At 71.3% G+C, this 18,608-nt stretch carries 17 protein-coding genes; 5 read left to right on the forward strand and 12 right to left on the reverse strand.

Translation table 11 applies throughout. The annotated features are described in order from the left end of the window. Positions 1–187: 187 nt before the first annotated feature. The 7 genes from VHW64_RS12850 to VHW64_RS12880 all read right to left on the reverse strand — a co-directional run bounded on the left by VHW64_RS12850 (position 188) and on the right by VHW64_RS12880 (position 7,637). A complete protein-coding gene (locus tag VHW64_RS12850) occupies positions 188–1,168 on the reverse strand; it encodes an alpha/beta hydrolase (RefSeq protein ID WP_329650958.1) in 981 nt (326 codons plus the stop codon). A 38-nt stretch (positions 1,169–1,206) separates the two neighbouring features. After that, positions 1,207–2,532, reverse strand: a complete 1,326-nt coding sequence (locus tag VHW64_RS12855) for an MATE family efflux transporter (protein ID WP_329650959.1) — start codon at positions 2,530–2,532, stop codon at positions 1,207–1,209. Positions 2,533–2,565: 33 nt separating this feature from the next. Then, positions 2,566–3,288: a gamma-glutamyl-gamma-aminobutyrate hydrolase family protein gene (locus tag VHW64_RS12860; protein WP_329650960.1), complete on the reverse strand. Its 723-nt coding sequence runs from the start codon at positions 3,286–3,288 to the stop codon at positions 2,566–2,568. Beyond that, a complete protein-coding gene (locus VHW64_RS12865) occupies positions 3,272–4,051 on the reverse strand; it encodes a 3-oxoacyl-ACP reductase (protein WP_329650961.1) in 780 nt (259 codons plus the stop codon). Before VHW64_RS12865 ends, VHW64_RS12860 begins: the two co-directional genes overlap by 17 nt. Positions 4,052–4,113: 62 nt before the next feature. Further along, entirely contained in the window at positions 4,114–5,469 is a 1,356-nt protein-coding gene (locus VHW64_RS12870; RefSeq protein WP_414690493.1) for an aldehyde dehydrogenase family protein, read from the reverse strand. Positions 5,470–5,481: 12 nt separating this feature from the next. Beyond that, a complete protein-coding gene (locus tag VHW64_RS12875; RefSeq protein ID WP_329650963.1) occupies positions 5,482–6,864 on the reverse strand; it encodes a glutamine synthetase family protein in 1,383 nt (460 codons plus the stop codon). Between the two features lie 20 nt (positions 6,865–6,884). Next, positions 6,885–7,637 carry a FadR/GntR family transcriptional regulator gene (locus VHW64_RS12880; protein ID WP_329650964.1) on the reverse strand — a complete coding sequence of 251 codons (753 nt, stop codon included), beginning with the start codon at positions 7,635–7,637 and terminating at the stop codon, positions 6,885–6,887. Positions 7,638–7,773: 136 nt separating this feature from the next. Between VHW64_RS12880 and VHW64_RS12885 the strand changes: the two genes are divergently transcribed. The 3 genes from VHW64_RS12885 to VHW64_RS12895 are packed head-to-tail and all read left to right on the forward strand — an operon-like array spanning position 7,774 to position 12,819. Beyond that, on the forward strand, positions 7,774–9,366 hold the full coding sequence (locus tag VHW64_RS12885; RefSeq protein ID WP_329650965.1) for an amino acid permease: 1,593 nt from the start codon (positions 7,774–7,776) through the stop codon (positions 9,364–9,366). Between the two features lie 30 nt (positions 9,367–9,396). Beyond that, on the forward strand, positions 9,397–10,305 hold the full coding sequence (locus VHW64_RS12890; RefSeq protein WP_329650966.1) for an LPS biosynthesis choline kinase: 909 nt from the start codon (positions 9,397–9,399) through the stop codon (positions 10,303–10,305). Positions 10,306–10,308: 3 nt separating this feature from the next. Then, positions 10,309–12,819, forward strand: a complete 2,511-nt coding sequence (locus VHW64_RS12895) for an FAD-dependent oxidoreductase (protein ID WP_329650967.1) — start codon at positions 10,309–10,311, stop codon at positions 12,817–12,819. 9 nt (positions 12,820–12,828) lie between these two features. Here the strand turns inward: VHW64_RS12895 and VHW64_RS12900 are convergent, their stop codons facing one another. From VHW64_RS12900 to VHW64_RS12915, 4 genes are read right to left on the reverse strand one after another with little or no spacing between them, the layout of a single operon-like run. Continuing rightward, the gene (locus tag VHW64_RS12900) at positions 12,829–13,026 is read right to left on the reverse strand and encodes a hypothetical protein (RefSeq protein WP_329650968.1); all 198 of its coding nucleotides are present in this window, start codon (positions 13,024–13,026) and stop codon (positions 12,829–12,831) included. 14 nt (positions 13,027–13,040) lie between these two features. Then, the gene (locus VHW64_RS12905) at positions 13,041–14,003 is read right to left on the reverse strand and encodes an ABC transporter ATP-binding protein (RefSeq protein WP_329650969.1); all 963 of its coding nucleotides are present in this window, start codon (positions 14,001–14,003) and stop codon (positions 13,041–13,043) included. Between the two features lie 37 nt (positions 14,004–14,040). Then, positions 14,041–14,838, reverse strand: a complete 798-nt coding sequence (locus VHW64_RS12910) for an ABC transporter permease (protein ID WP_329650970.1) — start codon at positions 14,836–14,838, stop codon at positions 14,041–14,043. Next, the gene (locus tag VHW64_RS12915) at positions 14,831–15,628 is read right to left on the reverse strand and encodes an ABC transporter permease (RefSeq protein WP_329650971.1); all 798 of its coding nucleotides are present in this window, start codon (positions 15,626–15,628) and stop codon (positions 14,831–14,833) included. The genes VHW64_RS12910 and VHW64_RS12915 overlap by 8 nt, the downstream gene beginning before the upstream one ends. A gap of 193 nt (positions 15,629–15,821) precedes the next feature. Between VHW64_RS12915 and VHW64_RS12920 the strand changes: the two genes are divergently transcribed. Beyond that, the gene (locus VHW64_RS12920) at positions 15,822–16,349 is read left to right on the forward strand and encodes a YbhB/YbcL family Raf kinase inhibitor-like protein (RefSeq protein WP_329650972.1); all 528 of its coding nucleotides are present in this window, start codon (positions 15,822–15,824) and stop codon (positions 16,347–16,349) included. A gap of 202 nt (positions 16,350–16,551) precedes the next feature. After that, positions 16,552–17,781, forward strand: coding sequence for a uroporphyrinogen-III C-methyltransferase (cobA, locus tag VHW64_RS12925; protein ID WP_329650973.1), 1,230 nt, complete (start codon positions 16,552–16,554; stop codon positions 17,779–17,781). Here cobA and VHW64_RS12930 read toward each other — a convergent pair. Next, complete coding sequence (locus VHW64_RS12930) at positions 17,778–18,599, reverse strand: RNA methyltransferase (protein WP_329650974.1); 822 nt, start codon at positions 18,597–18,599, stop codon at positions 17,778–17,780. The genes cobA and VHW64_RS12930 overlap by 4 nt on opposite strands. Positions 18,600–18,608 lie beyond the last annotated feature (9 nt).

Raw genomic sequence — 18,608 nt, forward strand, 5'->3', positions numbered from 1 at the left:
GGACCGAGATCCACCACCCCCACTGGTGGTCCCGCGGCGGCAAGACCAACCTCGACAACGCCCTCCCCCTCTGCGGCCACCACCACCAACGAGCCCACGACACCAACCTCGACCTCCACCGACGACCCGACGGCGAATGGACGTTCCACCGGTGGACCTGAGTCGGGGAGGCGACTCCTGCAGGCACCTAGCGAAGGAGCTCGTCGCCGCCCTCGACGTAGGCGGTGAGCCAGCGCGAGAGCTCGGCGAACGCCTGGGCGCGGGGCTTCTCGCGGGAGAGGAAGACGTCGTGGCGGGCGCCTTCGACGCCGATGTAGGTGACGTGGTGGCCGAGGGCGGGGGACCAGCGCCGGATCTGCTCGACGTCCAAGACGATGTCGGTCGAGTGCACGTCCTCGCCCATCGCCTTCGGGCTCGACGACTCCGTGCTCGACAGCACCATGGCGGGGAAGGGCAGCGCGAGACCCCGGTGGAGCGCGGCGTGGCCGCGACGGATCGCGGCCAGCCACCCGGCGTACGCCGGCCAGGACTCCACCGGTTTCCAGGCGAGGTCGAAGTCCCAGTCGCCGTCGAGGTCACGGTGCAGCGAGCGCGCATAGAGCCCGCTGACCTTCCGCGGGATCACGCGCATGGGCCGTCTCCGGGCGACCTGCTCAACCACGGGGGTCAGCCCCAACCTGATCCACGCCTTGGCCTGGAGGTCGAACCACGGTGCGTTGAGGACCATCCCGCGAGCGGCCAGCGCGCCACTCTCGTCGCTGCGGGCCTGCGCCCACAGGGGGAGGACCAGTCCGCCGGTGGAGTGCCCGCTGAGGACGACGTGCCGATGCCCGGCGCTTACGCGAGCCCAGGCCAGGTCGAGCTCGGGGTGGTAGTGGGCGAGGTCGGCGACGTAGTTCGGCGTCTGGTGGGGCAGGATCGAACGCCCGTACTTGCGCAGGTCGAGCGCGTAGAAGTCGTACCCGCGCGAGGTCCACCACTCGGCGTACTCGGTCTGGAAGAAGTAGTCGGCGAAGCCGTGCACGTGCAGGACGGCCCGGGAGGTGCGCCGCCCCGCCGAACGACGCACCAGGGTGGCGACGACCTTGCCCTCGTCGTCGTCGGGCAGCTCGAGCGTCTCGGCGGTGTACGGCGCGCCCAGCACGTCGCGGCGCGGAGTCGGCGTCATGGGCGACATGATCGCAGCCCGCGGTGCAGGGCCGCCGCTCAGTCCGTGCCCAGCACCAGCCAGCGGTCGCCACGGGCGCGCCACACCATGCCCACCAGACGGACCGCGATGAACGCGGTCAGCCCGGCCCAGACGCCGCCGATGCCCCAGTGCCAGTGCGCGGCCGCCAGCGTGACGGGCACGAACCCGCCGAGGGCGGCGATCACCGTCAGCGTGCGCATGAAGGCCACGTCGCCCGCCCCGAGGAGCACGCCGTCGAGGCCGAACACGATCCCGGCAGCCGGCAGCATCACCACGAACCACGGCCACAGCACGTGGGCCTGGTGCCAGACCGCGGGCGACGACGTGAAGACGCGAGGGATGACCCACCAGCCCGCGGCGTACACCGCGGCGAAGGCGGCCCCCGCGCCGAGGCTCCACCGGGCCACCTGACCGGCCAGCTGCCGGGCCGCCCGCGGGTTGCTGGCACCCAGCGCGGCGCCGACCAGCGACTGGGCCGCGATCGCGAAGGAGTCGAGCAGCAGCGCGGTGAACTCCCACAGCTGCATCCCGATCTGATGGGCCGCGATCTGCGCGGCGCCCATCCGGGCGGCTACGCCCGCGGCGACCAGGAACGCCGCCTGGAAGGCGGCGGCCCTCACGATCAGGTCGCGGCCGAGCACCAGCTGCGACCGCATCACGGCCAGATCGGGCCGCAGACCGGTGGCCTCGCGCCGCAGGGCCCGGACGAAGAGGGCCGCGCCGACGACCTGGGCCCCGAGGTTCGCCCACGCCGAGCCGACCAGGCCCAGGTGCAGCGCGTAGACGAGCACCGGTGAGGCCGCCGCCGACAGGCCGTTGGCGACCAGGACGATCACGACCGGTGTGCGGGTGAGCTGGACTCCGCGCATCCAGCCGTTGCCGGCCAGCACGAGCAGCACCATCGGCATCCCGCACACGGCGATCCGGAACCAGTGCTCCGCCGGCCCGCGCAGCTCGGTCGAGGAGCCGGCAAGCAGCTGGACGGCCGGCCGGGCCAGCAGCTCGCCCGCGACCACGACGACCAGCCCGATGCCGACGGCGAGGTACGACGCCTGCACCCCCTCGTCGACCGCTCGCCCGCGCTGGTCGCTGCCGAACCACCGGGCAGCCCTCGCGGTGGTGCCGTACTCGACGAAGGTGCCGACGATGGCGAGCACGGCCATCAGCGTCGTCCCGACCGCAAGGGCACCCAGCGCCCGGGCGCCGAGGTGTCCGACGACGGCGGTGTCGACCAGGAGGTAGAGCGGCTCGGCAGCCAGCACGAGGAACGCCGAGGCCGTGAGCGCCAGCATCCGCCGGACGGTGACGGTGTCGTGCCCGACGGCGGCGGGCTGGCTGCTCACGGGCCCATGGCTACCACGGCCGGGTCGGCGGGATCAGGGCAGGGCGCCGCCCGCGGCGGCGACGAGGGCGGCGAAGAGGGTGTGGTCGGTGCCCACCTCGGGATGCCATTGGACGCCGACGCAGAAGCGGGGGCCGGGACGCTCCATCGCCTCCAGCGACCCGTCGACCGCCCAGGCGACCGGCTCGAAGCCGGGATGGGTCTCGACCGACTGGTGGTGGTGGCAGCCGACGTCGACCAGCTCTCCGACGACGGCGCGCAACCGCGACCCCTCGGCGGTGCGGACGCCGGTGCTGCCGAACGACGCCCCGCCGGGGCTGTGCTCCTCGTGCCCGACGAGATCGGGGGTGTGCTGGTGCAAGGACCCCCCCGCGGCCACGGCCATCAGCTGCATGCCGCGGCAGACGCCCAGCGTGGGCAGGCCGGACTCGTCGGCGGCTCGGAGCAGTGCCGTCTCCCAGGCGTCGCGGTCCTCGCGCCACCCGGAGCTGCGCCGGTGCGGCTCGGCGCCGTAGCGGCCCGGGTCGACGTCCGCCCCGCCGCTGACGACCAGGGCGTCGATCCGCGCCACCACCGACCGCGCCACGTCGTCGGTCGCGGCCGCCGGTGGGAGCAGCACCGGCACGCCGCCGGCGGCGAGGACCGCGTCGGCGTACTGGGCGTGCAGGACGTCCGCGAGGGTGTCCCACACCCCCCACGCGGCCTTCTCCCGGTAGGTCGAGATGCCGACGACGGGACGCTCAGAGCGGGGTGACATAGGCACCAGAGATTCCGCCGTCGACGAGGAACGTGTTGGCGGTGATGAAGGATGCGTCGTCGGAGGCCAGGAACAGCACCGCGCTCGCCAGCTCCTCGGGCTCGCCGAACCTGCCCATCGGCACGTGCACCAGTCGGCGGGCCGCGCGCTCGGGGTCCTTGGCGAAGAGCTCCTTGAGCAGGGGAGTGTTCACCGGCCCTGGGCAGAGCGCGTTGACGCGGATCCCTTCGCGCGCGAACTGCACCCCGAGCTCACGGGTCATGCTCAGCACGCCGCCCTTGGACGCCGAGTAGGAGATCTGCGAGGTGGCCGCGCCCATCACCGCCACGAACGAGGCGGTGTTGATGATCGAGCCGCGCTTCTGCTCCAGCATGTAGGGCAGCGCGGCCTTGCAGCACAGGTAGACCGAGGTCAGGTTGACCTCCTGCACGCGTCGCCAGGCGTCCAGCCCGGTGTCGAGGATGGAGTCGTCGTCGGGCGGGCTGATGCCGGCGTTGTTGAAGGCGATGTCGACCGAGCCGTAGGCGTCCCTCGCGGACTTGAACAGGGCGTCGACCTGCTCCTTGCTCGTCACGTCGACGTGCACGTACGTCGCGTGGTCGAGACCGCCGAGGTCGTCGACGAGCTCCGCGCCGCGGTCGTCGTCGATGTCGCCGACGACGACCTTGGCGCCCTCGGCCACGAAGCGCCGTACCGTCGCCAGCCCGATCCCCGAGCACCCTCCGGTGACGACGGCCACCCGGCCCTCGATGCGTCCTGCCACTGCGTTTCCTCTCCCTGTGATGGTGTCGAGACGGTCGCGGCAGCGACCTCCACGACCGGCGGTCAGTGCGCGATGAACACGTTCTTCTCCTCGGTGAACGCATACGGCGCGTCCGGGCCGAGCTCGCGCCCCAGGCCGGACATCTTGTAGCCGCCGAACGGCGTCCAGTAGCGCACGCTCGAGTGGCTGTTCACGCTGAGGTTGCCGGTCTGTACGGCACGTGAGACGCGCAGAGCTCGGCCGACGTCGGAGGTGAAGATCGAGCCGGACAGCCCGTACGCCGAGTCGTTGGCCAGGGCGACCGCGTGGTCCTCGTCGTCGAAGGCCATCACGGCCACCAGCGGTCCGAAGACCTCGTCCTGCCAGACGGTCTCGCTCGGGTCCGAGGTCTCGGTGACCATGGCCGGGAGCCAGAAGCCTCCCTCGGCCGCGGGGTCGCCCGGTGTCCGACCCTGGAACGCGATGGTCGTGGCGTCGACGTACCGCTGCACCGCGTCACGCTGCCCGGCCGAGACCATCGGCCCCATCTGGCTGGACTCGTCACTGGGGTCCAGCACCCGCCAGTCGCGCACGGCCGTCTCGAGCCGGCCCAGGAACTCGTCGTAGATCGAGCGCTGCACGAGGATCCGCGAGCGTGAGCAGCAGTCCTGGCCGGCGTTGTCGTAGACACCGCCGGGGGCCGCGGCCGCCGCGGCCGCGACGTCCGCGTCGGCGAAGACGATGTTGGCGCTCTTGCCGCCGAGCTCCAGGGTCACGTGCTTCACCTGCTCGGCGCACCCGGCCATGATCTGCTTGCCGACCGCGGTCGACCCGGTGAACACGACCTTGTGGACGTCCGGGTGGGTGACGAAGCGGTTGCCGACGACCGAGCCCTTGCCCGGCACCACCGAGAAGACACCGGGCGGCAGGCCCGCCTCGAGGGCGAGCTCGCCGATCCGGATCGCCGTCAGGGGAGTGATCTCCGCAGGCTTGAGGACGACGGTGTTGCCGGCCGCCAGAGCCGGTGCGAACCCCCAGCCCGCGATCGGCATCGGGAAGTTCCACGGCACGATGACCCCGACCACGCCGAGTGGCTCGTGGAAGGTGATGTCGACGCCACCGGGGACCGGGATCTGCTTGCCGACCATCCGCTCGGGTGTCGCGGAGTAGTAGGTGAGGACGTCGCGGACGTTGCCGGCCTCCCAGCGGGCGTTGCCGATCGTGTGCCCGGAGTTCTCGACCTCCAGCCGAGCCAGCTCCTCGTTGTGGGCGTCGACCGCCGCAGCGAACGCTCGCAGCAGGCTGGCGCGCTCGCCGGGGGCCAGGTCGCGCCAGGTCGGGAAGGCGTCGTGCGCGCGCTGGATCGCGGCGTCCGTCTCGGCCTCCGTGGCGGCGGGGACCTCGCGGAGCTCCCGACCGGTGGCCGGGTTGACGAGCATCGTGGACAAGCTCTACATCCTCTCGAAGGAGCGGGCGAGCTCCCAGTCGGTGACGGCGGCGTCGAAGGCCTTCAGCTCGACGTCGGCCATGTTGGTGTAGTGGTCGACGACCTCGTCGCCGAACGCCGACCGGGCCACCGCGGAGGCGGCCCAGATGTCGCGCGCCTCGCGCAGGGTGTGCGGCACGTGCGGCTTGTCGGAGTGGTAGGCGTTGCCTCGCAGCTCGGGCTCGAGCTCGAGCCGGCTGTCGATGCCGTGGCGCCCGCCGGCCAGCATCGCGGCGAGGGCGAGGTAGGGGTTCACGTCGCCGCCGGGCACGCGGTTCTCCATCCGCGCGCTCGGGCCGTGGCCCACCAGACGCACCGCGCAGGTGCGGTTGTCCTCGCCCCAGGCCACCGCCGTCGGGGCGAAGGAGCCGTCGGCGAACCGCTTGTAGCTGTTCACGTTGGGTGCGTAGAGCAGCGTGAAGTCGCGCATCGTGGCCAGCACGCCGGCGACGAAGCTGTCGTACATCGCCGACCGCTTCCCGCGACCGCCCGAGCCGGCCTGGGCGCCGTCCCAGAACACGACGTCGCCGTCCTTGCCGCGCAGTGACAGGTGGATGTGGCAGGAGCTGCCCTCGCGCTCGTTGTACTTCGCCATGAACGTGACCGCCTGGCCACGCTGGGCCGCGATCTCCTTCGCGACGGTCTTGTAGACGCTGTGGTTGTCGGCGCTCACGAGCGCGTCGGCGTAGAGGAAGCCGATCTCGTGCTGGCCGAAGTTGCACTCGCCCTTGGCCGCCTCCACGTCGAGCCCGGCGGCGTACATCGTATTGCGGATGTCGCGCAGCAGCGGCTCCGCGCGAGTGGTGCCGAGGATGGAGTAGTCGACGTTGTACTGGTTGACCGGGTCCAGACCCCGGTAGCGCAGCCGGTTGGCGTCCTCGTAGGTGGTGTTGAACGCGATGAACTCCAGCTCCGTGCCGGCCAGGGCGACCAGGTCGCGCTCGGCGAAGGCGTCGAGCTGGGCCTTGAGGATCGTGCGCGGCGACTGCACGACGGGGGAGTGGTCGAGCCAGACCAGGTCGCACTGCACCAAGGCGGTCGCGGGCAGGTGCGAGAGCAGCCGGATCGTGTCCCAGTCGGGCACGAACTCCAGGTCGCCGTAGCCGCGCTCCCACGACGACATGGCATACCCGTCGACGGTGTTCATGTCGACGTCGACCGCGAGCAGGTAGTTGCAGCCCTCCGTGCCGTGCTCCACCACGACGTCGAGGAAGTACCGGCTGTGCAGGCGCTTGCCCTGAAGGCGACCCTGCATGTCGGTGAAGGCCAGGACGACGGTGTCGATCTCACCGTCCTCGATCCGCCCGCGCAGGGAGTCGAGGGTGAGGTAGCGGTCGTTGGGTGGCATGGGTCTCCTGTCCGTCTCTCTCAGCCGAGCAGTCCGCGCAGCAGCGCGGCCGTGTCGTCGCAGTGTTCCTCCATGGTCTGGCGGGCCCGCTCGACCCGGCCGTCGAGGACGGCCTGGAGGATGCCCTCGTGCTGGCTGTTGGAGTGGCCGATGTTCACGTCGTAGACCGGGATCTGCATGAGCATGTCGTGCAGCGCGGCCTGGACCCGGGTCACCGCTTCGATGATCGACGGCGAGCCGGTCACCGAGGCGAAGGCGAGGTGGAACCTGCTGTCGGCCTGGCGGTGGGCAGCGGAGCCGGCCGCGCGGGTGACGGCGTCGTACGCCGTGGTCAGCATCGCGCGCTGGTCGTCGGCCAGGTCGAGCCCGGCCGCGGTCGCGACGGCACCGGGCTCCACGATCCGCCGGAACGTGAGGCTGTCCAGCCACGAGGCGAGGATCTCGGCCGAGGGAGACTTCGCGGCTCGGGCTCGCGCCCGCGGGCGGCGAGGCGAGTAGGTGACGACACTCCCGCCGCCGCGCCCGCGCCGGGTCTCGACCATGCCCGCGGTGCGCAGCGCGATGATCGCCTCGCGGACGGTGGCCCGGGAGACATGCAGTCTCTGGGCCAGCTCGCGCTCGGGCGGCAACGTCGTGCCGTGCGGGTGGACCCCCAGCCGGATCGCGGTGGCGAGCTGTTCCACGCACGCCTCGAACGCGTGGTGGCCGCGCACCGGCCGCAGCACGACCCGCGCCAGGTCGGGCAGCTGCTGCGCGGATGACGATCCGGTCACGCGGGTCAGTGTGTCAGGCGCGCCCAAGGTGTCAATGGTCTGGGTTCAGACCGAATTTGGCGGTTGCTCTTTACTGCGGATTCCGGAGGGGTCTAGCCTCCGGCCAACCGGTTCCGCTTCCGAAATGAGCTCACCGATGCCCGAATCGCACGAACCCGTCGGCTATGCCGATCTCAGCGACGACGAGAAGACCCTGGCCAAACTCGGGTACAGCCAGGAACTGCACCGCTCCTGGAGCGGCTTCTCCAACTTCGCCATCTCGTTCTCGATCATCTCCATCCTGGCTGGGTGCTTCACCAGCTTCGCCCTGGGTTGGAACAACGGCGGCCCTGCCGCGATCGCGTGGGGATGGCCGATCCTGACCGTCTTCATCCTGATCATCGGCCTGTGCATGTCCGAGCTCGTCTCGGCCTACCCGACCTCGGGCGGCATCTACTGGTGGGCCTCCAAGCTCGGGGGTCCGGCCGCCGGGTTCTACACCGGGTGGCTGAACCTGATCGGGCTGGTCGCGATCGTGGCCTCCGTCGCCTACGGGTGCGCCACGTTCTTCGATGCCACGGTCGGCTACTTCAGCTCCTCCTGGGTGAACAGCTACTCGCTGACGCGCGTGTTCATCGAGTTCGTGGTCATCTTGGTCCTGGCTGCCGTGGTGAACATCTTCTCCAGTCACCTGCTGGCGATCCTCAACAACATCTCGGTGTGGTGGCACGTCGTCGGAGCCGCCGTCATCGTCCTGATCCTGTGGTTCTTCCTCAAGGACGGCACCAGCCACGCCTCGATCGGAGACGTGTTCGGGTCGACGGTCAACAACACCGGGCTCTTCAAGGGTCATACCAGTGGGGCCGGCTTCCTCCTCTACGTGCTGCCCCTCTCCGGCATTCTGACCCAGTACACGATCACCGGCTACGACGCGTCCGCCCACCTGTCCGAGGAGACGCAGGCTGCCTCCACCGGCGCGGCCAAGGGCATCTGGCAGTCGATCTTCTACTCCGGCGTCGGTGGATGGATCCTCCTGCTGTCGTTCCTGTTTGCGGTCCAGGACAAGAACGGTGTGACGGCTGGCGGCGGAAGCGTGTTCCTCATCTTCGGGCAGGCCCTCACCGCTCACGTGGCCGGTCTCGTCGTCGCCATCTCGGCCATCGGCCAGTTCTTCTGCACGGTGGCCTGCATGACGAGCACAAGCCGGATGTTCTTCGCCTTCAGCCGCGACGGTGCGATGCCGGGGGCGAAGCACTTCTCCAAGCTGAACGTCAACCGTGTCCCGGCCAACGCTGTCATCGCCTCGGCAGTGATCGCCCTGGTCTTGACCCTGCCGGCTCTGATCAAGGTCGACATCGCCGGGGCGCCGGTGCCGATCGCCTTCTTCGCGGTCGTCTCGATCGGGGTCATCGGGCTCTACCTCGCGTTCGCGATCCCCATCTACCTGCGTTGGCGGCTGGGCTCGGCGTTCCAGGTTGGCTCGTGGAACAACGGGGCCAAGTACCGCTGGATGAACCCCATCGCGGTTGTGGAGATCGTCATCATGTCGATCGTCGGGCTCCTTCCGACCTCGACGGTCGGCATCTGGTGGAACGACGGCTTCGCCTGGAAGTACGTCAACTACGCGATCATCGTGGTCCCCGCGGCTCTCGTGCTGCTGACCATCTACTGGTTCGTCTCCGTTCGGCACTGGTTCACCGGGCCCAAGCACACGATCGATCCGGACGTGGTCGCCGCGTTCGCCGACTGACAGCGCGGAGTGTCACAGCAGGATCCAGCCTTGGACCGCCTGGCCTGTCTGGCCGGGCGGTCCTGGCGTGCGTCGAACCTCCCCGGCGGCCTGACCAACGTCAACCTCCGGGTGCAGTCCGACGACGACCTGGACCCCCTCGACGTGGTGGTGCGCTGGGCCCGCGGAGACGCGGAGTTGCTGGGCATCGACCGCGACGCCGAGCACGCCAACTCGGCGGCGGCGTACGAGGCGGGGGTCGGGGCGGAGGTCCTGGAGTACCGCCCCGAGCTGTCGCTCATGGTGATCGCGTTCCTGCCCGGCACCTCGCTGACCAACGCCGACTTCGCGGACCCCGGAGTGCTGCGTCGCTCGGCCGACGCGGTGCGAGCGCTCAACGCGGGGCCGCGGTTCATCGGCGACTTCGACATGTTCGCCCGCCAGGCCGGGTACCTGGAGTCCGTGCGGGAGCATCGGATGACGCTCCCCGCCGGCTACACCGACCACGCCGCGGCCTGGGACGACGTACGCCGGGCGCTGGCGGCCGCGCCGCGCCCGACCGTGCCGTGCAACAACGACCTCCTCGCCGCCAACTACCTCGACGACGCCACCTTCGAAGGGCACGGCCGGGTCTGGCTGATCGACTACGAGTACTCCGGCAACAACGACGCCTGCTTCGAGCTCGGCAACACCACGACCGAGTGCGACTTCACCGAGGACATGATCGACGCGTGGTGCGAGGCGTACTTCGGGGACCCGACGCCCGCCGACCGCGCGCGGGTGCGCGTCCAGGCGCTGTGCAGCCAGTACGGCTGGGCGCTGTGGGGCTTCATCCAGGAGGCGACGAGCCCGATCGACTTCGACTTCGGCTCGTGGGGCATGGAGCGCTACGAGAAGGCCGACGCGACCTTCCGCGGCGGTCGCCTGCCGACGCTGCTGGAACAGGTCGCGGAGGGCTGACCCGTGGTCTCGACGAGCTCGACCGACGGGCATGGCTCGACCGGCGGCTCACTCCCGTCCCGGGCTCGGGTGGTGGTGGTCGGCGGGGGAGTGATCGGCTGCTCGGTGGCCTACCACCTGACCAAGCTCGGCTGGACCGACGTGCTGCTGCTGGAGCAGGGCCGCCTCTCGGGGGGTACGACGTGGCACGCCGCCGGGCTCGTCGGGCCGTTGCGGGCGACCGAGGCCGGCACCCGGCTGGTTCAGTACTCCGCCGAGCTCTACGCGTCGCTCGAGGCCGAGACCGGGCTGTCGACGGGGTACCGCAACGTCGGCGGCGTCATCGTCGCCCGCACCGAGGACCGGATCACCCAGCTCCGGCGCACGGCGGCCAACGCCGTGGCCTACGACCTGGACTGCGAGCTGGTCGACGCCGCTCGGGCCCAGGAGCTCTGGCCGCCGATGCGGGTCGACGACCTGCTGGGAGCCATCTGGCTGCCCGGCGACGGCAAGGTCAATCCCGCCGACCTGACCCAGTCGCTGGCGAGGGGCGCGCGGCTCGGAGGTGCCCGGGTGGCCGAGGGCGTGCGGGTCGTCGGCTTCGACGTCGTCGAGGGACCCTCGGGACGGCGCGTGGCCGGCGTGCGCACCGACGGCGCCGGTGGCGACCACAGTGTCGAGTGCGAGGTCGTCGTCAACTGCGCAGGGCAGTGGGCCAAGGCCCTCGGCGACCTGGCCGGCGTGACCGTCCCCCTGCACTCGGCCGAGCACTTCTACGTCGTGACCGAGGCGGTCGAGGGCACCTCTCCCGACCTTCCGATCATGCGCGACCCCGACGGGTGGACCTACTTCAAGGAGGAGGTGGGCGGCCTCGTGGTCGGGGGCTTCGAGCCGGACGCCAAGCCCTGGCGCTCGCCGTCCGACCTGCCCCACCCCTTCGAGTTCCAGCTGCTCGAGGAGGACTGGGAGCACTTCGCGCCGATCATGGAGCAGGCGGTGCGGCGGGTGCCGGCGCTGGCCGAGACCGGGATCCGCAAGTTCTACAACGGTCCGGAGTCCTTCACGCCCGACAACCAGTTCGTGCTCGGCCAGGCGCCGGGGCTGGGCGGCTACTTCGTGGGCGCCGGCTTCAACTCGGTCGGCATCGCGTCCGCGGGGGGCGCGGGGCGCGCACTGGCCGAGTGGGTCGTCGCCGGCGAGCCGACCAGCGACCTGGTGGCCGTGGACGTGCGCCGCTTCGCGCCGTTCCACGGCGACGAGCCCTGGCTGCGCTCCCGGGTCGCGGAGATCCTCGGGCTGCACTACGAGGTGCCCTGGCCGTGGCGAGAGCCCGAGACCGGTCGCCCCCAGCGGCTCTCTCCCCTGCACGAGCGTCTCGCCGCGCGCGGAGCTGTGTTCGGCAGCCGGATGGGCTGGGAGCGGCCGCTGGTCTTCGCCCCCGAGGGCGCCCCGAGGCCGGCGTACACCTGGGGCAGGCCGGAGTGGCTCCCATGGTGCCTGGCGGAGCAGCACGCCACCCGCCAGGGCGTCGCGGTCTTCGACCAGACCTCCTTCTCGTTGTACGCCGTGACCGGCCCCGGGGCGCTGGAGTCGCTCCAGTGGATCTGCGCCGCGGACGTCGACGTCGCGGTTGGCGGGTGCGTCTACACGCCGTTGCTCAACGAGCGCGGCACGTACGAGGCTGACCTGACGGCCACCCGCACCGGTCCGGAGGCGTTCCTGCTGGTGTCGAGCTCGGCCACGACGATCCGCGACCTGGACTGGATCGCACGTCATCTCCCGGTGGGGGCCGAGGTGTCGGTGCGCGACCGCACGGACGAGCTCGCCGTCCTCGGCGTGATGGGACCGCGTTCGCGCGACCTGCTCGGCCGGGTCTCGACCGGTTCGACCACGCGGGAGAGCTGGTCGGAGGGAGCGTTCGCCTTCGCGACGTCCCGGGAGGTCTCCCTGGGCGGCGTCGTCCTCCGCGCAACCCGGATGACCTATGTGGGCGAGCTCGGCTGGGAGCTGGTCGTGCCGGTCGAGGACGCTCTGGCGGTCTACGACGCGCTGCGCGCGGCGGGGGAGGACCTCGGGCTCGCCGACGCGGGCTACCACGCGATCGAGTCGCTGCGACTGGAGAAGGGCTACCGGGCGTTCGGTCGCGACCTGACCCCGGACCTGACGCCCGTCGAGGCGGGCCTGGTGTTCGCGACCGCTCTGGACCACGCCGACAAGGACTTCCTCGGGCGGGCGGCGCTCGCGGCCCATCGGGAGCGGCTGCGAGGGCCGGGGGAGCGACGGCGGCTGGTGTCGTTCGTGCTGTCGGACGCCGAGCCGATGCTGTGGGGTGGCGAGCTCGTCCTCCGCGACGGCCGGCCCGGCGGTCAGGTCGTGAGTGCGGCGTACGGCGCCACGGTCGGAGCGAGTGTGGGCCTCGCCCTCCTGCGGGCGGAGCGGGCCGTCACGCAGGCCGACCTGGATTCGGCGAGGTTCGAGGTCGACCTGGCGGGGACGACCTTCCGCGCGCGCATGACGCTGCGCGCGCCGCTGTAGCCGCGCTGCTCAGCCGACGCGGTGGCGCGGCCGCCCGCCGATCACCCAGCAGACGCCGCCGGCCACGCTGCCGATCACCAGCAGGACCAGCCACACCATCGGGTCCAGCGTGCGCATCTCCCTGGGGTCGGTGCGCGTGTAGTCGACGACGCACCACGCCCAGAAGACCAGGGCGAGCGTGATCAGCGCAGCCGGAAGGAACATCACGCCGCCATCGTGCCTCACGGGCCGGCGTAGATCTCGCGGATCACCTCCTCGATGTCGGGTTCCTGGATCGACAGGTCGGCGACGGCGTACGACGCGGCGACGGCGGCGACGATCGGGGCGGCGCTCTGGCCGGCCGGGAAGCTGAGCCACTGGCGAGGCCCGTCCACGCGCCGGGTCTCGGCGCCCTCCACCTCAATCGGCGGTGCCTCGTCGACCAGGTCGACCACCAGGGTCCGCCGCGAGTCCTCCCGCTGGTGCAGCCCCGCCAGGGGACCGTCGAAGACCGCCGTTCCACGGTCGATGACGATCACGCGATCGCACAACGCCTCGATGTCCTGGAGATCGTGGGTGGTGAGCATCAAGGTGGTGCCGCGCTCGGCGTTGAGGGTGCGCAGGAACTCGCGCAGCCGGCCCTTGCTCACCACGTCGAGCCCGATCGTGGGCTCGTCCAGGTAGAGGATCTCGGGGTCGTGCAACAGCGCGGCGGTGATGTCACCGCGCATCCGCTGCCCGAGGCTGAGCTGACGGACCGGGGTGTCGAGCAGGTCGCCGAGATCGAGCAGCTCGACGTACTCCGCCAGGGTGCGGCGGTGCCGCACCGGGTCGACCCGGTAGATGCGCTGCAGGAGCTCGAAGCTGTCGCGGAGAGGGAGGTCCCACCACAGCGACGTGCGCTGCCCGAACACCACGCCGATCCGCCGCGCCAGGTCGGTGCGCTGCCTGCTGGGGTCGAGCCCCGCGACCCGCAGGACCCCCGCGGTGGGGACCAGGATGCCGGTGAGCATCTTGATGGTGGTGGACTTCCCGGCGCCGTTCGGACCGATGTAGCCGACCATCTCGCCGGCGTCGATGCTGAAGGTGAGGTCGTGCACGGCGCGGACCTCCGCCCGGGTGCGTGACCGCCACGGCGGGTGCCCCTGCGTGCGCTTGCGGACCACGAAGGTCCGCGCGAGGTCACGGACGTCGATCAGGCTCATCTTGTCTCCAGAGGTGTGGGTGTCGCACGGCTGGTCCCTAGCTCCCGGTCGAGGTGTAGTGGCGGACGCCGAGGCGCCACACCGCGGCGGTGACCACGACCGTGACGCCCGCGGCCACCGGCGAGGCCAGCTCCAGCCAGTGCGGCAGGCCGGAGGTGTCGTGGCGACCGAGGATGTAGAGCGACGGGTACCAGTTCGCGAAGGCGATCGGCAGGACGAAGGTCAGGCCCAGTGCGACCCGTCGGGGGAACACCGTCAGCGGGTACTCCAGCAGGGAGGCCCCGCCGTAGGTGAAGGCGTTGCCGAGCTCGCTGGCGTCCGAGGTCCAGAACTGAACGCAGCTGAACGAGACGAACAGGCCCACGAAGATCGCGGCGCCGCTGGTCAGCATCAGCACCAGCACGGCGATGCGGGCAGGCGTCCAGTCGACCCCCCAGGCGGCCCAGGCGAGCACGGCGCTGCCCTGGACGATCCGGGCCACGCGACGCAACGCGAACTGGTCGGCACAGATCTGCACGATCAGCGGCACCGGCTTGGTCATCATCGTGTCCAGACGGCCGAGCCGGATCTGCATCCCGATCCGCTCCACGTTCCCGACGACGAGGTCCGCGAAGCCGATCGCGAGCTGCGAGGTGCCGTAGAGGAACCCCATCTCGCGCAGGTCGAAGCCGCCATAGGTGGTCAGGTGGCTGAACATCACCCAGATGCCGACGAAGTCGATCCCGGTGGAGAGCACGCTGCCGACCGTCATCATCGCGAAGGACACCGGATACTCCAGCGACGAGCGGATCCAGAGCCGGGAGATCGCGACGTACGCCGCCAGTGCCTCACCCACCCTGCACCACCACCTTCCGCGTGGCTCGGTCGAGCACGAGGGCGCAGCCCGCGAGGAGTACGACGGCCCAGAGAGCCTGAAGCCCCAGCGCGGCGAGCAGGTCGGTGCCGCGATGCTTGCCGAGGTAGACGTCGATGGGCACCTGGACGTACGACGCCCACGGGAGCGCGCGCACGACGGTCCCGGCGACCCCCGGCACGAGGTTGAGCGGCAGCGTGAGCCCCGAGAGCGCCATCGAGAGCACCGAGCTCATCAGCCGGACCCCGGAGGAGTCCAGCACCCAGAACGCGGTCGCGGCCACCAGGAAGCGCACGGCGAAGCTGACGCTGACCGCGAGGAAGATCGAGACGACGAACCCGGCCGCCGCCGTGGCCGAGGCCGGGCCCCGGATGTCGAAGAGCACGAGCCCGATCAGCGACGGCGCCAGGCCGCGGGTGCAGAAGTGGTACGTCGCGCGGCCGAGGTCGCCGGCGTAGTACCACCACAGCAGGGGGACCGGGCGGTACAGGTCGACGGAGACGTCGCCGGTGCGGATGCGCTCGTTGAGGTCGTCGGTGGTGCCGCCGCTCCACATCGCGACCGTCATCACCAGGGACTGCGCCAGCCAGACGTAGGTGATGGCGTCACGGGTGTCGTAGCCGCCCGCGTGCGGAGCGGCGCGCCAGAGCTGGATGTAGGCGTAGGAGTAGATCAGCCCGAACACCGAGTTGGTGAAGATGCCGGCCAGGGTCGCTGCGCGGTAGGTGCTGTAGCGGCGGAAGGAGCGCACGGCGACAGCCGGGTAGAGCACGGGTTTGTCTCCCTTCGAGGGGTGCGCGCACGCCAAGTGACCCCGCCTTGCGAGAAGGCGGGGGTGTCGGGTCGTGCGCGCTGTGCAGCTAGGTCGCAGTCTGGTCGTGCAGGTGCAGCCGCCCAGTCTCGCCCACGCCGGTCGAGCTTGTCGAGCCCCGAGGACCTGTCAGGTGCGGAGTAGGTTGGCGAGCATGAGCCTGGACCGTCCTGTGAAGCCCGATCCCTACACGCTGCTGCCCGCGGTGCCGTCGTTCACCGTCACCAGCGACGACGTCACCGACGGCCAGCCCCTGAAGGACGACCAGGTCGCGGAGTTCGGCAACTCCTCGCCTCAGCTGTCGTGGAGCGGCGCACCGGAGGGCACCAAGAGCTACACCGTGACCTGCTATGACCCCGATGCACCGACCCCCAACGGCTTCTGGCACTGGTCGTTGGTCGACCTGCCTGCCGACGTGACCTCCCTCGAGGCCGGTGCGGGGGCGGAGGGCGCCAGTCTGCCCGGCGGCGCGTTCATGCTCGTCAACGACGGCGGCGTCCGGGGCTTCATGGGAGCAGCGCCGCCCGAGGGCGACCAGGTGCACCGGTACTTCTTCGTCGTCCACGCCGTCACCCAGGAGACCCTGGGCGTCGACCACTCGGTGTCCAACGCCGTGCTGAGCTTCAACCTGGTGTTCAACACTGCTGGCCGCGCGATCGTCACCGGCACCTACCAGCACTGAGGGCCGGTGCTGGTTCCGCTGCGGACTTCTTGGCCCTTCTTGGCACTTCTTGGGGGTTGCAGCGGCCAGTAAGTGCCAAATCCCCCGCTGAAGCGGGGGATTTGGCAGCAGCTCACCAGACCTGCGGGCGCCGCGCGGGCCGCGGGAGTCCCGAGCGGTGGTCGGCCGCCGGCCCGGGCCCACCATCGCCCAGGATGGACCCATGGACGACCATCCCCCCTACCCCTCGGGTCTGCGGTTGTCGGGACGCCGCGTGCTCGTCGTCGGCGGAGGCCACGTCTCGCAGCGCCGGATTCCGGCGCTGCTGGCAGCGGGCGCGCAGGTCGTCGTGGTCTCTCCGCACGTCACGCCGGCCATCGAGGGACTCGTGCGCTCAGCCGAGGTGTCCTGGGTCGGGCGGGGCTTCGCCGACGAGGACCTCGACGAGACCTGGTACGTCATCGCCGCCACCGACGACGCCGTCGTCAACGAGCAGGTGAGCGCGGCCGCCGAGACGCGCCGGATCTTCTGCGTGCGCGCCGACGACGGCACCAGCGCGACAGCGTGGACCCCGGCGAGCGGGCACTACGACGGACTGACGGTCGCGGTCCTGGGCCGCCGCGAGCCACGGCGTACCGCAGCGGTCCGCGACGCCATCGTGACCGCCCTGCACGAGGGCGTCGTGGCGGCCGGGGAGCGCCGTCCCTCGGTCCCCGGGGTCACCCTGGTCGGCGGTGGGCCGGGACACCCCGAGCTGATCTCGGTCGCGGGTCGCCGGGCCCTGATGGAGGCCGACGTCGTGGTCGCCGACCGACTGGCACCGCGCGACCTCCTGGGCGACCTGCCGTCGACGACCGAGGTGGTCGACGTCGCGAAGCTGCCGCGGGGCACGGCCGCCCGCCAGGAGGAGATCAACCGCCTCATCGTCGAGCGCGCCCGGGCCGGGCAGCGCGTGGTGCGCTTCAAGGGCGGCGACAGCTTCGTGTTCGGCCGCGGCTTCGAGGAGGTCGAGGCCTGCCGCGAGGCGGGGGTGGCCGTCCACGTCATCCCCGGGCTGTCGAGCCCGCTGGCCGTCCCGGCGGTCGCCGGCATCCCGGTCACCCACCGCCACGTCGCCCACGACTTCACCGTCGTGTCCGGCCACGTCCCCCCGGGACATCCCGACTCCCTGGTCGACTGGGACGCCGTGGCCCGGCTGCGCGGCACGCTGCTGCTGATGATGGCGGTGGAGAACGCCTCCGCGATCGCCGCGAGGCTCGTCTCGTCGGGGCGCGCGGCGCGGACGCCGGTCGCGGTGGTCTGCGACGGTTCGATGCCGGGGGAGCGGACCATCCTGACCACGCTCGGTGCGCTCGAGGCGGACCTCGACCGGCACGCCGTGCGGCCGCCGGCGATCATCGTGGTCGGCGAGGTCGTCGCGGTGGCGCACCCCGCGGCGTACGCCCCGGGCTAGCGGCTCGCATCGGGCAGGCGCCTGGTGGCGTAGAAGGCCACGGCCGTGGCGGCTGCCACGTTCAACGAGTCGATGCCGGCCCGCATCGGGATGCGGACCCGGTACCTCGCCAGCGCGGACGTGATCGCCGTGATGCCGTCGCCCTCGGTGCCGAACACCAGCGCCAGCCGCTGCTGTCGGACGGCCGCGAGCTCGTCGAGCTCGATCGAGCCCTCCCCGAGGGTCAGCGCGGCGATGTCGAAGCCCGCGTCGACCAGGGCCGCCAGCCCGCCGGGCCAGGGCTCGACCCGGGTCCACGGGATCTGGAGCACCGCGCCCATGGACACCTTGATCGCGCGCCGGTACAGCGGGTCTGCACAACGCGGTGACAGGAGTACGGCGTCCACACCGAGAGCGGCGGCGTTGCGGAACGCGGCCCCGACGTTGGCGTGGTCGACCAGGTCCTCCAGGACGGCGACCCGCGTCGCGCCGTCGACGACCTCGTCGAGGGTGGCGAGGGGGCGGCGCTCGAGCGAGGCGAGGGCGCCGCGGTGCACGTGGAACCCGGTGACCTGCTCGGCAAGTGCCTCGGAGACCACGAAGCAGGGAGCGGGGCTCCGGTCGAGGACGTCGTGGAGCCCGGCGAGCCAGCGCGGGGCCATCAGGAAGGACCGGGGCGCGAACCCGGCCTCGACCGCGCGGCGCACGACCTTCTCGCCCTCGGCGAGGAACAACCCGTGCTCGGCCTCCAGATGGGTCCGCAGCTGGACGTCGCGAAGGTCGCGGTAGTCGGCCAGGCGCGGGTCGTCGGGGTCGGAGAGCTCGATCAGCTCGGCCACGAGCAGCGC

The organism is Nocardioides sp. (assembly GCF_036267815.1).
Lineage (GTDB): Bacteria > Actinomycetota > Actinomycetes > Propionibacteriales > Nocardioidaceae > Nocardioides.

What these genes read in the sequence shown, in the direction of transcription:
- VHW64_RS12850 (WP_329650958.1), bottom strand. Translation starts at nt 1,168, where the DNA reads ATGACGCCGACTCCGCGCCGCGACGTGCTGGGCGCGCCGTACACCGCC.
- VHW64_RS12860 (WP_329650960.1), bottom strand. Translation starts at nt 3,288, where the DNA reads ATGTCACCCCGCTCTGAGCGTCCCGTCGTCGGCATCTCGACCTACCGG.
- VHW64_RS12870 (WP_414690493.1), bottom strand. Translation starts at nt 5,469, where the DNA reads ATGCTCGTCAACCCGGCCACCGGTCGGGAGCTCCGCGAGGTCCCCGCC.
- VHW64_RS12875 (WP_329650963.1), bottom strand. Translation starts at nt 6,864, where the DNA reads ATGCCACCCAACGACCGCTACCTCACCCTCGACTCCCTGCGCGGGCGG.
- VHW64_RS12885 (WP_329650965.1), top strand. Translation starts at nt 7,774, where the DNA reads ATGCCCGAATCGCACGAACCCGTCGGCTATGCCGATCTCAGCGACGAC.
- VHW64_RS12905 (WP_329650969.1), bottom strand. Translation starts at nt 14,003, where the DNA reads ATGAGCCTGATCGACGTCCGTGACCTCGCGCGGACCTTCGTGGTCCGC.
- VHW64_RS12920 (WP_329650972.1), top strand. Translation starts at nt 15,822, where the DNA reads ATGAGCCTGGACCGTCCTGTGAAGCCCGATCCCTACACGCTGCTGCCC.
- cobA (WP_329650973.1), top strand. Translation starts at nt 16,552, where the DNA reads ATGGACGACCATCCCCCCTACCCCTCGGGTCTGCGGTTGTCGGGACGC.